This window comes from Butyrivibrio sp. AD3002 (assembly GCF_000420905.1).
GTDB lineage: Bacteria > Bacillota > Clostridia > Lachnospirales > Lachnospiraceae > Butyrivibrio.
Map to the genome: position 1 here is coordinate 13368 of NZ_ATVV01000027.1, position 13867 is coordinate 27234.

General features: G+C 42.5%; 13 protein-coding genes. 1 reads left to right on the forward strand and 12 read right to left on the reverse strand.

Going from position 1 to position 13867, the window contains the following annotated elements:
• Positions 1 to 4: 4 nt before the first annotated feature.
• Positions 5 to 1021, reverse strand: a complete 1017-nt coding sequence (gene holA, locus G596_RS0116115; protein ID WP_022762858.1) for a DNA polymerase III subunit delta — start codon at positions 1019 to 1021, stop codon at positions 5 to 7.
• Positions 1022 to 1110: 89 nt separating this feature from the next.
• On the opposite strand from holA, the gene G596_RS0116120 reads away from it, so the two are divergent.
• Positions 1111 to 1515, forward strand: coding sequence for an acetolactate synthase (locus tag G596_RS0116120; protein WP_022762859.1), 405 nt, complete (start codon positions 1111 to 1113; stop codon positions 1513 to 1515).
• Positions 1516 to 1599: 84 nt separating this feature from the next.
• On the opposite strand, the gene G596_RS0116125 is transcribed toward G596_RS0116120, so the two are convergent.
• The 11 genes from G596_RS0116125 to G596_RS0116175 form a co-directional block, all read right to left on the reverse strand.
• Positions 1600 to 1890 (reverse strand): hypothetical protein, encoded by a 291-nt coding sequence (locus tag G596_RS0116125; RefSeq protein WP_022762860.1) that lies wholly within the window; start codon positions 1888 to 1890, stop codon positions 1600 to 1602.
• Between the two features lie 147 nt (positions 1891 to 2037).
• Complete coding sequence (locus tag G596_RS0116130; protein WP_022762861.1) at positions 2038 to 4263, reverse strand: DNA internalization-related competence protein ComEC/Rec2; 2226 nt, start codon at positions 4261 to 4263, stop codon at positions 2038 to 2040.
• A gap of 39 nt (positions 4264 to 4302) precedes the next feature.
• Complete coding sequence (locus tag G596_RS0116135) at positions 4303 to 5241, reverse strand: GerMN domain-containing protein (RefSeq protein ID WP_022762862.1); 939 nt, start codon at positions 5239 to 5241, stop codon at positions 4303 to 4305.
• Positions 5242 to 5249: 8 nt separating this feature from the next.
• Positions 5250 to 6722 carry a sensor histidine kinase gene (locus G596_RS0116140; RefSeq protein ID WP_022762863.1) on the reverse strand — a complete coding sequence of 491 codons (1473 nt, stop codon included), beginning with the start codon at positions 6720 to 6722 and terminating at the stop codon, positions 5250 to 5252.
• A gap of 31 nt (positions 6723 to 6753) precedes the next feature.
• Positions 6754 to 7434 (reverse strand): response regulator transcription factor, encoded by a 681-nt coding sequence (locus G596_RS0116145; RefSeq protein ID WP_022762864.1) that lies wholly within the window; start codon positions 7432 to 7434, stop codon positions 6754 to 6756.
• Between the two features lie 22 nt (positions 7435 to 7456).
• The gene (locus G596_RS0116150; protein ID WP_022762865.1) at positions 7457 to 8230 is read right to left on the reverse strand and encodes a helix-hairpin-helix domain-containing protein; all 774 of its coding nucleotides are present in this window, start codon (positions 8228 to 8230) and stop codon (positions 7457 to 7459) included.
• Between the two features lie 162 nt (positions 8231 to 8392).
• On the reverse strand, positions 8393 to 9934 hold the full coding sequence (locus G596_RS22575) for a sugar ABC transporter substrate-binding protein (RefSeq protein ID WP_022762866.1): 1542 nt from the start codon (positions 9932 to 9934) through the stop codon (positions 8393 to 8395).
• A gap of 33 nt (positions 9935 to 9967) precedes the next feature.
• Complete coding sequence (locus tag G596_RS0116160; RefSeq protein WP_081646780.1) at positions 9968 to 11146, reverse strand: aspartate aminotransferase family protein; 1179 nt, start codon at positions 11144 to 11146, stop codon at positions 9968 to 9970.
• Between the two features lie 11 nt (positions 11147 to 11157).
• Positions 11158 to 12042, reverse strand: a complete 885-nt coding sequence (gene argB, locus G596_RS0116165; protein WP_022762868.1) for an acetylglutamate kinase — start codon at positions 12040 to 12042, stop codon at positions 11158 to 11160.
• Between the two features lie 32 nt (positions 12043 to 12074).
• Positions 12075 to 13298 carry a bifunctional ornithine acetyltransferase/N-acetylglutamate synthase gene (gene argJ, locus G596_RS0116170; protein WP_026671389.1) on the reverse strand — a complete coding sequence of 408 codons (1224 nt, stop codon included), beginning with the start codon at positions 13296 to 13298 and terminating at the stop codon, positions 12075 to 12077.
• A 101-nt stretch (positions 13299 to 13399) separates the two neighbouring features.
• On the reverse strand, positions 13400 to 13846 hold the full coding sequence (locus G596_RS0116175; RefSeq protein WP_022762870.1) for a GNAT family N-acetyltransferase: 447 nt from the start codon (positions 13844 to 13846) through the stop codon (positions 13400 to 13402).
• Between the last annotated feature and the right edge of the window lie 21 nt (positions 13847 to 13867).

Sequence of the window (13867 nt, forward strand, 5' to 3'; positions counted from 1 at the left end):
ACATTCATCTTGATGACGCTTTAACTATAATCATTTCAACACTTATGATTCTGTCAAGCTTGCCTGATTTTACAGCCTCGTCGCTGGAAAGGCACATCTCAAGCGAATCCTTTAAATCCTTCATTTGGTAGCTTCTGGACCATCCCATAAGCTTTTCCGCAACAAACGGATGTATTCCCAGCTTCTTGGCTATATCGCCCTTATTGGCAGAATACTCGGTCATCTCCTTAACCTGAAGGAGCTGGTTGAACTGTCTCATAATGAGCGCAAGAATCTGTTCCGGTGCGGTTTTTAACGCAAGCAGTTCATAGTAGATGTTCATCGCCTTCGCCTGATTTTTCATAACAATAGCATCTGTCATCTCAAAAATCCTGCTTGTAAGCCAGTTGGCGCAAACAGCATCTATATCCTTTTCAGTCACCTCATTTCTTCCGAGAGTGTAACTGATGAGTTTCTCCATCTCGTGGACCATATTGGACATATCGGTTCCGACACGGCTGATAAAATACGCAATAGCCCTGGCGCTAATCGTTTTACCTTCAGCCTTCATTTTCCCGGTAATCCATCTATATAGCATCTGTTCATCCGGTGTCTCGCAGTCTATGTCAAGGCCGGCCTTACTTACTGCCTTATACATGTCCTTTCGCTTGTCAACTGCCGATTCCACGAATAAAAAAACAGTTGTTTCGGCAGGGTTCTTTAAATAATCAGCAAGTTCGGGGCATCCGTTTTTAAAAAATCCGCTATCCTCAATGACTATGACACGTCTCTCTGCAAAAAATGGCAGCGTCTCGGCCATGTCAATTACCTCAGCGGGATTAATCCCTGCGCCCTCATAGTGCTGGAGATTCATCTTATCTCCACCGCCAAGAAGGGCCTCACGAAGTTTATCCCTGTTCTGGTTGCGCAAATAGGCCTCTTCGCCGTATACAAGATAGCATGGCCTGAATTTACCTGTCTGAATATCCTCATTTATCTGCTTTTGCTTGACAGGATAATCTGTCGTCTTCTTTGCAGCCATATTATTTCCTTGCCCCACAATCACAATATGTTGTATATTATAACATAATAAGCGAGTTTTCGGCTTAATCTTTTATGGGAGGAGTCATAATGTTAAAGCAGGTATCTATTTACGCTGAAAACAAAAAGGGGTGTTTTCAGAATATCACAGGAATTCTCAGGAAAAATGACATAAATATTCTCGGATCGGTTACGAATGACTCTGCCGAATACGGAATAATCAGAATGGTCGTTTCAGATCCGGAAAAATGCATCAAGGTTCTCGGTGATGAAGGTTATATTTGCAAGACCACTCATGTTCTTGGAATAGAGTGTCCCGATGCTGTTGGAGCTCTGGACAACATTTTGAAGTCACTTTACGAGAGCAATATCAATGTTAACTATATCTATCTGTCCTTCAATCGTGAATCAGGTCTTCCCATCATGGTTATGCATACAGATGATATTTACGCTGTTGAGAATATCCTGGTAAACAAGGGATACAAATCCATTTAATAACATATAAAATGCTATACACGAATAAGACCGCAGGCTCCCCAGCCTGCGGTCTTCAAGTATATATATAATTTCATACCCGACTCACTTGACATCTGCGCCATGACTGGCAGCGATGAGTCCAATTGCGAAGGTCAGAGATATAGCAATTTCGATACCGAGGACAAACTTATCAGACTGATCTCGCTTCTCACCGAGAACCTCAGCCTCTTCCTCCCCCTCGCTATCGTCTGAGTCTGCATTTTCAGAATTTTCTGTTGTCTCATACATAACAGCTGAATTCTCAGCTGATGAAGCATGAACTATTCCTGAGAAACTAAAAGTTCCCAGCAGCACCAAAAATACTAACATGGCGCCCGCAACAAATTTCTTCATTACTCACCTCATCTCTTCCTTCTCTAACACACATTATAAAGGAATGAATTAGTCTATAGTTTACGGAAAATGAACAGTTTTGTTCATAACTCGTACTTGACAATAATGCCGTTTTATGCCCAAATCATAATTCTCACGATTATAAGATTAATCCAAGTACGTTTTTATTTTCACATTTTTATCATTCACTAATGCTGTAATTGCCCCATTTTGCGCGGTTATATAGGTCTTTGCACCTATATTGTCAAGTCTTTCAAGTAATTCTTTATGCGGATGATGATATTGTGAATTCTGTGCACAGCTTATAAATGCTACTTTGGGATGAACTATATCAAGAAAAGCCTCATCCGTAGTATATCTGCTGCCATGATGAGCCACTTTAAGCAGTGTTATGTCCGCAAATTTATCTCTGTGAGCTCCCACATAGGCACGCAGGTTATCCTGGCCCACGCCATCCACGTCACCGGTAAAAAGGCCTTTAAAACTGCCCTTTTTTACATACAGAACGGTTGAATATGCATTGGGTTCATCTGTTATCATATTTTTCACAGGACCAAGACATTCTATCTCAACATCTCTGTTTCTGATCTTATCTTCTCTTCCAATGTATGCAACATTTATCCCCAGCTCTCTTGCTTTTTCTTCAAGAGTTCTGTATTTTTCACCCTTTGAGCTGTCACCAACCTTAGGAAGAATCAAATTATCAATTTTTATGGCTCCCTTGTATTTTTCCACCTCATCAAAAAGTTCGAGGATTCCGCTCACATGATCTTCATCCTCATGAGTCATGATCACTGCATCAAGCCTGCCTATTCCCTGATATGACAAAAATGGTATCAGTTGATATTTTGCAACCTGCTTCTTGGATGTACTACCGCCATCTATAAGATAATTGGCGGTTTTAGTCTCTATAACTATTCCGTCACCCTGGCCGACATCTAAAGCAGTTATCCGCAGTTCCGGCCTTATTCTCAGACACAAAACGCATAAACCTGCAAACAAAAAAACATGCCTTATTATGTCAAACTTCCGCTCTCTGATTTCATCCAATCGTCTTTTTGCAGAATCTGTACTCGGAACCGGCTTATGGGTTTTGAGCTTAATAATAACAAATGCTCCCAAAAGGATTAAGTAAATCAAAACCTGCCAAATCTCAGGATGTCCCGCATACCATGTATTGCCGGGTATTGAACTTCCGGTATTACAACAAAGCAGAAACCATTTCAATATCAGGTGACATCCTATTCCGCTCACTATCCCTGCGGGAAGAAATACATAGCCAAAAATAATAGCCGCTATTCCCAAAAGGATCAGCACAGACATAAGCGGAAGAACAAACAGATTGAGGACTATGGAATAAACCGGATATGTGTAATAAAAGCACATATTCACCGGCAAGGTAACAAGCACTATGGAAAGGCTTGCTGCCATAAACTTAAGCTTACCTGTTCTGATAGTGTCAGGCATAGCAGGAAGCACATAGCCTATCGCTATAACAGCGCCAAAGGACATTAAAAAACCACTGTGTTTCAAATATAACGGACATGAGACAAGAAGCATTATTCCGGAAAGAGACATAGCCGACAACATATCGTAGGTTCTGCCTATAATATCCGCTCCCAGATGGACAGCAAACATAACAATTGCTCTGAATGCTGATGCACTCATTCCGCACATAACTCCGTACATAAGCATTACTATAACCGAAATAGCAGCTGCTGCCGGAATTTTCACGCCCACTTTCCTAAGAAGCCTGTAAAGAGACATTCCAATAATTGATATGTGCACGCCGGACACCGCAATAATATGGATAATGCCGTTTTTCTTGAATGCATCTTTAATATCATCTGATAGCCAATTCTTATCTCCCAGAAGTATAGCTTTCATTACTCCGGAATCTTCGGAATTCATTGTTCTATCCAGAATCTCTTCAAAGCTCTGCTTAACTCTGTACAACAATTCCTCCGGCACATTTTCTCTTCCACCGATTCCAAGAATTTTCACATCCGTAAGACTGTATTCAATTTTCAAAATTCTGTAATAGCTTCGACTGTCAAACTCTCCGGGATTCCTACTCTCCGGAAAGTTTCTCACTTTCCCTGAGACCTTGAGGATACATCCCATAGGAAGCTTATACCCTGCATCATCCAGATAGAGCATAATCTTCCTTCCGTCTTCCTTTTTCAGGTACAAAACAATCTGTTTTTCTCCTATATAGGAACTGATTTTTTCTTCTTTACCACATATGGTTCCGGTAATTGTAACAACTGCCCGATCAGGCAGTTCTGAGCCTTCCTGTACCTGTATTACAAGTAGCAGGAAAAAGACAGCCGCTGCGAATAATCCCCCAACAGCGCATAGCGGTCGCTTCATTTATATATTCCCAACAAATATAAAACCGCAAAAAGCAGATTATTCCCTGACTATATCAAGGTTTCTCTCGAATATTGTATCGAGAGATACATTTTCCATGAAAGTGGCAGAAGTCTGCCCATTCACAGATATCTGAACCTTGTTAACATCTGCGGTTTCACAAATAGTGTTAACAAGAGAGTATAACGCCGCCTTAGGGCTGACATTGCCCACCTGCGTAAGGATTCCTTCATCAAAATCAACATAGCATACGCCGTCTCTTACAGAAACGGAATTTATCTTTGTCTGAGGATTGAGCGTCGGAAGTGCCAAATCTGTATTTGGTCCTTTCAACAGCTGTTCTATAGCAAGTCTCTGCATAAGAATATTACTGTTATACACGACACTTCTGTAAACCGGTATGAGTTCCTCCCCATCATCCGTAGCGAAATAGAGAACGAGCTCAACCTTCTCATAGGTATTTATCTCATTACCTGCGTTATAAACAAAGTTATCTGCAGACATGTTGCCTATGATATTCCCATTACTATCCAAAAGCGGTGTATTTTCAACAGTAAAAGTCACATATTGAATGCCGGGAACCTGTGTCAGTGTACGAACCATTGCCGCTCTGTCCAGAATTTCCGTAGTCTTCTCGGTAGTGGTGTAGGTACTTGAAAAATTAAGCGTAAGTACATCACCATTTATTTTATACGAAAGAAGATTAACCGGGCCGTAAATAGGTGCCTCATATTCGAGCTTTTCCGGCATTGTTCTCATCTTTGCGAGAAGCTCTTCTATTACTGCCTTTGTGTTTGTCATATCAGAGAGAACATGATAGTCTTCGCATACCATACCGTTCTCATCAGATTTGAGGTAGTATACCTGTACCCTGTTCGGATCATCTTCCTTAGCCTGATTCGCGCAGCTGGTCATGCACAGAACAACAAGCATAAGACACAATATTAAGTTTACTAATCTTTTTAATGTAGTATTCATATCTCCCGTTATTCCAGTGACTGCATGTAAATCAGAGGGATTCTAACCGTGAAGGTAGTTCCCACATTTTCTTCGCTCTTAACCTCTATTGTTCCTCTGTGCATCAGTATCGCACTGTGAGTAATTGCGAGACCGAGTCCTGTGCCACCGATCTCTCTGGATCTTGATTTATCGACTCTATAGAATCTCTCATAAATCCTGTCGAGACTGTCCTCAGGAATACCTATTCCCGAATCGCTCACTTCACAGGTAAAATACTGATGGTCTGCATCCAGTTTAACCTTGACGAATCCGTCGTCCTTATTATATTTAACCGCATTTTCGACAAGGTTCATAAGTGCCAGTGAAAGCTTAACCTCATCAATTTCAGCTGTTATCTCTCTTGTAGTTTCCAGTGTCAATTCTATGTTACGCTTCTGAGCAATAGGCCTGATTCGCTTAAGGATTATCTCCATCATCTGAACCACGTCAACTGAAGTGATATTTAGTGCTGTAGCCTTCTTATCCATTCTGACAAGCTCAAGAAGGTCATTTATTATCTGATTCTCTCTGTCTACTTCAGCTGCTATATCCTCCATAAAATCCCTGTAGACCTCATTCGGAACATCCTCCTGCATAATTAGAGAATCTGCCAGCACCTTCATGGATGTAATGGGCGTCTTAAGCTCATGAGAAACGTTAGAAACAAATTCCTGTCTTGAGGCGTCAAGTGCATTCATTCGGAGGAGAAGCTGATTAAACGCATTTATAATGTGTTCTGTCTCATAATAATCAGATCCTGCTATAGGTTCGTTTGTAAATCCTGCCTTAACGTCATTGATAGCAGATGTAATTCTGTCAAAAGGCTTAAGAAGTCTTCCTGACATATATAAGGCCATAACAAGGATTACAATTATGGCAATAACCTCTATCGTCATCGCTCTTCTTGTCAGAATATCCATGGTAGCACTGATATAATCGGTCGAAACACTTATCAGCAGAACGCCTCTGACAACATCCTGTTTTTCTTCCTTCCGGGCCACATCTCCTGTCTCATAGGTCAGCGTCTCCATGATCGGCGCCGTCATCTCAATATAGCCGTTATTCTTGTCATAAACGGCAGTTGATCCTGAGGTACCATTCTTCAGACACTTGACTACCTCGTCGGAAATTATGGTTTTTCCCTCACTTATGCCGTATGTATCCTTGCGAATTTTCAGATCACTGTCAATGACAATAACTCTTCCATCATAAAGGTTCGCAATAAGGTCAAGCTCTGCGTTTATGACATCAGAAGTCGTATCCGAAAAATAATTGTAATTTATCAGGTGATTAGCCAGAATCATCAGTTGCGTAGACACTTCCGATTCTCTGACATTGACAGCACGATCCTCGTAGCTTTCAAGAATTGCAGAATGAATCACGAGGCATGAAACAAGCCCCGTGAGAAAAACAATCAAAAATATTCTAAATCTAAGACTTTTAAATGGGTTGTATATCATCTTGGCTCCAAAATTTTTGCCTGAATCTCATTTATGCCTGGAAGTAATAGCCTGATCCCCACTTTGTTCTTACATACCTTGGCTCGCTGGGATTAACCTCAAGCTTTTCCCTGAGTCTCCTAACATGAACGTCAACCGTTCTCTCATCTCCGGGGAAATCCTCTCCCCATATAGCGTGCAGAAGTTCACTTCTGTTGTAAACCTTGCCCGGAGTAGATACCAGGAACTCAAGAACATCAAATTCCCTGCTGGTAAGATTTATCTCTCTGTCGCCAACATATACTCTTCTATACTCTTCATTGATCGTAAGATCTCCAAATGTAAGCACTTTAGCCTGTGTCTCAGGTTTAGTGGTTCTTCTCATGATTGCCTTTATTCTGGCCTTAACCTCGAGTATATTGAAAGGCTTTGTAATATAATCATCAGCTCCGTACTCAAGGCCAAGGATTTTGTCCATATCATCACCCTTAGCTGTAAGCATAACAATCGGTACGGACGAAAAATCCCTTATCTGCTGACAAACTTCAAAACCATCCATTCTCGGAAGCATAACATCGAGTAGAATAATGTCATAGGTATTGGCATGTGCAAGCTGCAAGGCTTCCTCACCATCAAAAGCGCTATCAACCTTCATACCATCCTGCTCAAGACTGTAACGTATTCCTTTTACAATTGTCTTTTCATCATCAACAACCAGTACCTTCTTCGCCATTTCTTCCACTCCATTTAATTCTTTAAACTGTTATATAATCTTTTATTTTTGCAAAGAACTTATCTTTGATACCTGAAACTTTTTTGATATCATCGATTGTTCCGAATTTACCGTTTTCTTCACGATAGGCAAGAATATTTTTTGCCCTGCCCGGTCCTATGCCCGGAATTGTGCACAGCTGGGTCTCATCAGCTGTATTGATATTGACCTTGCCGCCCTCGGATTCAGAGGAAGAAGAACTGTCCTCATTCATCCCGGTCACACCCGCTGTATCACTACCCGGTTCAACGGAAATATCTGTCTGAACATTCCCGTTTTGCGCAGAAATTGCAGTTTCTTCCAGAGTCGGAATTTTGACTTTAACACCATCGGAAAGCACCAACGCCTGATTTATATAATCGCTGTCCGCTTCCTCTGAAAAGCCACCTGCTGCCTTAACAGCATCAACAACTCTGCTGCCACCCGGAAGTTCATACACTCCCTCGCAGAGAACTGCTCCGCACACATGAACCATGATTGTCTCGGGAAGATTGCTTTTTTCCTCTTTTACTGTCGTATCTGAGGCTGTATCCGCCTCCGCAGAGCTAACTGAATCTGCTGATGAAGAATTTTGAGTTTCGGCAGATTCGCTCCCTGAAGCATCAGACACCGGCCTATCATCCTGTACTGAAACAGTCTCAGAGGTTCTGTCCGGCTCTGTGAGCACCAGTTCAGCATTTTTCCTGCTGCATCCGGATAATATAAGCATCCCGGTCAAAATTGAAATTATAAAGCTTTTCGTAATATTTTTATGCATGTTTCCTCCACAATGTGGAGGCCCCACCACGCATAGACTTAGTTAAGTCCAATAAACATAATAACGGAAAAGATTTTTAAAAACAAGATGGCTGTAATATTTTCGTAACAATTACAAAAAAGACAGCCATAAAGAGTATTCTTTTGTTTAATTTGTAAACATTTATTCTTCCTGCCCCTCGGTAATAACGATAGAAGCATCCGGAAGCCGCTCCTCAGTAACCTCTGTTCCGCCTATCTGAAGCTTAACATTTTCAGACAATGTTTTTAAGGTATCGTTAACATTTGCACCTTCCCATATATTGGAAAAGGCAATCTCAAGCTGTACCCAGAAATTACTGGTAGCCATAAGCTTGGGCATGGGAACCGATTTGGCATAAACGCTGACAAAGGAATCAAGCGAATCATTTCCGTAAGGGATCCCCTCGTGCGCGATAAGCTTGCCACTCATTGTATAGCAAGTATCTGTGTTCTCACTGCAAAGGAAAGCTGCAAAATCATTCGCTTTCTCCTGATGCTCCGAGTATCCGTTAACCACCAGACACTCAGTAACGGACATGGTTCTTGTTCCATAGGTATCGTTAAGAGCCGGCATTGTGGTCACCCCATACTCAAAGCTGCAGTTGCCGGCAGCCTTAGCCTCTTCTATTTTAGCTACAGCATCGGTTGTCGCAACGGTAAATACTGTTTTGCCGTCAATAAAGTCCTGCAAAACATTCTCATAAGTAACCACACTCTCATCTATGGCAAAGAACTGATTGAGCTGCTGATAAAAGCTCATGCAGTTGATAGTATCTTCATTGTAGACATTGATCTGACTGGTATCGTCTCCAGACTGTCCACCAAGATTAAGATAATTACCCACAAAGAAATAATTATAAAAAATATCGGTAACATCCCATCTGAATACCGATTCAACAGTATCAGGGGCATTATAATTATCTGCGAAAAGAAGAATATCTTCGATAGTGGAAGGAAGCATCTCATTAACACCCGCCTCTACCTCTTCAGCGGAAATCGCGGATTCTTCCACATACTCTGCGCCATCTGCATTTTCGGCATCTTCACTGATTTCAGGCACAGGTGCATCCTCGGCCTGCGTGATATCCTCGCCCTCTATCTCTCCGGCATCCGCAGCTGCCTGCGCAAGTTCGCCCTCCGCAGCATCAAGCTCAGCCTGTCTGCGCGCGCGTACCTCGTCTTCCAGATAAGTTCTGTTATATAAAAGTGAACTTGTTTCAAAATAGTAGGGATATGCGATATATTTTCCCTTATAGGTGATCGAATTCTTCGCAGCATCACTAAAACCAAGAGTCTCATCCTCCAGGAGCTCCGGCTTTTTTATTTCCTCCGCAAGTCCTGCAAGATAAGCCTTCTCAAGGCTGTCGTGTGTCATGATGAAAACATCGGGATAATTATCTCCCTGAACCGATGCCTTACTTATCTCCTCAAGATACTCAAGGCCGGAAACCAGCTGTATCTCAGCTCTGGTGGTCTTACTCTTCTTATTGTACTCAACAGCCTTACCGGTAAGATAATCCGTCATGGAATCATCAGTGTACCACAGTCTTATGGTTGTCTTGTCATTTGCGCCGAAAATCGAACGCTCCTCATGGAGATTTATTCCTGACCTGGAATAATAAAAAGCTGCTCCGAGCAGTGCTATAACCAGAACCGCTCCAAGCAGCCTGAATCTTATCTTCATAGATAACCTCACATAAAAATTTTTAGTGATTACTTAAAGACAAGCTTCCAAAATATCCAGCATATCGTCAACATCCTTCTTTGTTATTACAAGCGGAGGAATGAATCTGATAACATTTGTTCCTGCATTTATAAGAATAAGTCCTTTATCAAGCGCTTTTCCGATAATCTCTCCTACGGGACGATCAAGTTCAAGTCCCTGTAAAAGTCCGCTGCCTCTGCGATCCACGATGAAATCATAGCGATTTTTCAGATCGTCCAAACGCTCTTCGAGATATTCCGAAACCTGTCTCACGTTATCTATTATATGGTTAGTCTCGAATAAATCAAGGACTTTGTCGATTGCCGCACAGGCAAGGGGATTACCACCGTAAGTAGTACCATGATCACCTGCCACAAGTGAATTCTGTCCCACTTTTTCAGTCATCAAGAAAGCACCTACCGGCACTCCGCATCCAAGCGCCTTGGCTGTTGTCATGATATCGGGCTTAACACCGAACTTCTGCCATGCATACATATAGCCTGTTCTTCCCATACCGCACTGTATCTCGTCAAGAATAAGAAGAATATCCTTTTCATCGCAAAGTGCTCTTACATTCTTTAAGAAATCCTCAGTTGCAGGATAAATTCCACCCTCACCCTGAACGGTTTCCATTATTATGGCAACTGTTTTATCTGTAACCTGCTTTTTAACGCTCTCAAAATCATTGTAGGTTGCAAAACGGATGTTACCTATCATAGGCTGAAAAGCGTCCCTATAGTGAGCATTTCCGGTAACGGAAAGTGCCCCGAAGGTTCTTCCGTGGAAGGAATGATTCATTGCGATTATTTCATGATCTGTCCTTCCGTCCTTTAAAAAGCCGTATTTTCTTGCTGCCTTGAGCGCACCCTCAACAGCCTCTGCCCCGCTGTTTGTAAAAAAAACACGGTCCATACCGGAAACTTCTTTAAGCTTTTTGGCCGCTTCTATTGCGGGCACGTTGTAATAATAATTTGAGGTGTGAATAACCTTATCAATCTGGTTCTTAAGAGCATCGTTGTACTCTTTATTACCGTATCCCAGAGCAAAAACTCCTATGCCTGATACAAAGTCCAGATATTCTTTTCCCTCTATGTCATAGAGATGAACACCCTCGCCTTTATCAAGTACCACCTGATATCTGTTGTAGGTGTGAAGCAGATCACGCTCGGCTTCATCAATATATTCTTTCATGGTTGCCATTTTCAAATCTCCTCTCCGTCGGGCATGAACATGGTTCCGACACCCTTATTGGTAAAGAACTCAAGCAGCAGACAATGCGGTATTCTCCCGTCAAGAATATGCACTCTGTGAACTCCCTCTTTTACTGCATTTGAGCAATTTTCAAGCTTGGGGAGCATTCCTCCGCCTATATTACCGCTCGCAATAAGCGCATCCGCCTCAGAGCAGGTAAGTCTTGAAATAAACGAGGATGGATCATTGATATCCCTGTAAACTCCCTCAATATCCGTAAGGAAAGCAAGCTTGTCGGCATTTACGGCTTTAGCTATGGCACAGGCCGCATCATCCGCATTTATATTGAAGGTCTCAAAGTTCTCATTCATTCCTACAGGTGCGATGATAGGCAGGTAATCATTGTCCATAAGATCGTAAAGGATCTTGGGATCTACCTTCTCGACATCCCCGACAAAGCCGATATCCTGGCCTCCTGAAAACTTCTTCTTAGCCTTCAAAAGTCCGGAATCCTTGCCGCTTATTCCGATTGCCTTAACGCCAAGCTCCTGAACCATTCTTACAAGGCACTTGTTCACCTTATTAAGAACCATCTCCGCTATCTCCATGGTCTCTTCATCGGTAACGCGAAGGCCGTTTACAAACTCCGCTTCCTTTCCGACTTTGCCTACCCACTTGCTGATTGCTTTTCCGCCGCCGTGGACGATGATGGGCTTGAAGCCGACGAGCTTTAACAGTGTCACATCCTTGATGACATTCTTCTGGAATTCTTCACTCTCCATAGCACTTCCGCCATACTTTACGACGATGATCTTGCGGTTAAACTTCTGAATATATGGAAGTGCCTCGATCAGCACCTCAGCTTTTTTCATTACTTCCTGCATATCTGTATCCATGGTTCCTCTCCTTTTTCTTTAAATACCGGGTGTCAGCTTCTGTAATCAGCATTGATTTTTACATAGTCATAGGTGAGATCGCAGCCCCAGGCACAGGCCTCCTCACTTCCCGAATGCATATCCACCTTCGCGATAACCTCTTTTGCCGAAAGTACTTTAGATGCATATTCCTCATCAAAAGCCTGCGGCTCTCCGTTTTTAAATAACAATAGGCTTCCATCGCAGCTCTCAACCGAAAGCTCGATTTTATCCGGATCAAACAGTACACCCGAGTAGCCAAGTGCACATAAAATGCGTCCGAAATTAGCATCGTGTCCGTATATCATAGCCTTTGTAAGAGATGAGCAGATAACAGACTTTGCCAGTGTCCTGGCATTTTCTTTTGTGTCCGCATTCATAACATGTGCTGTGAAAAGTGCGGTTGCACCTTCTCCGTCACCCGCAAGCTTTCTCGCCATCTCCTTACAGATAGTAAAAAGAGCTTCCTTAAAGGCTTCGTAATCCTGATTTTCTTCCGTGATCTCCAGATTTCCTGCTTCTCCGTTTGCAAGAACCATGAGAGAGTCATTCGTTGACATGTCTCCGTCAACGGAAATCATGTTAAAGGTATCCACAACCACTGTCTTCAAGGCCTTCTGAAGAAGTTCATGTGATATCGAAACATCTGTTGTTATAAATGAAAGCATTGTGCACATGTTAGGATGAATCATCCCGGATCCTTTTGCCAGGGCTCCCATGGTGCACTGCTTACCACCCACTTCAAATGTGACAGCCATCTGTTTGGGATAAGTATCTGTTGTCATTATTGCCTTCGCTGCATCTGTCCCGGCTTCTTCTGAATCCGAAAGCTGCGGAACCATCTGCACAATGCCGCGCTTTATTGCATCCATGTTCATCTGCATACCGATTACACCCGTAGATGCGACCAGAACAGAATTCTCAGGAAGATTTAGAAGCAGCTCAACCTCAGCAGCTGTATCAGCGCAAACCTTTTTGCCCTCCTCACCGGTACAGGCATTGGCAATTCCCGAATTACCTACTATTGCATGTACGGGTTGAATTCCACTGCATATTTCCTTGTCCCAAAGGACCGGAGCCGCTTTTACCACGTTGCTTGTGAAAACGCCTGCTGCCGTGCAAGGTGACTCGCTGTAAATAAGCATCATGTCCTTGCGATCTTTATATTTTATATTTGCTTCTGCGCCTGCTGCCTTGAAACCTTTAGCAGCTGTAACACCACCTGTTATTATTTTCATGGTTTTCTCCTTATCTACCCTCATCCGTCAGCTTCGCTGACACCTTCCCCCTTAGGGGGAAGGCTTTAATATTTCTCACCCCCAGGGGAAGGCATTAGGTCTTAAATTCCAACAAATTCAGTGAAGTTATTTTCATTTAATGTAAAGTCGTAATAGTTCATGTCCGAGCGAAGCATCCAGTTCATTCGCTGCCAGAAAGCATTCCCGACCTTGTTGGTAACAAACGCATTAAGGCAGACTTTGTTGATCTTCTCTTCCTTTAATCTCTCAATACAGAACTCAACCATCTTTTTGCCGATTCCATGACGCCTGTAATTTTTATTAACACAAACATGATAGAAACATGCTCGTCTCCCATCATGTCCGCAAAGAATGGCTCCGACTATCTTGTCGTCTTCAATGTCCACCGCACATGTATTTGGATTTCGATTGATAAATCTTGTTATTCCTTCCAGTGAGTCATCAAGAGTTCTTATTCCGAAACCCTCTATCGAATTCCAAAGAGCGTAAACTTCTTCATAATCATCTATAGTCATTACCCGTACCATGACGTTTCCTCCAAAAGCACT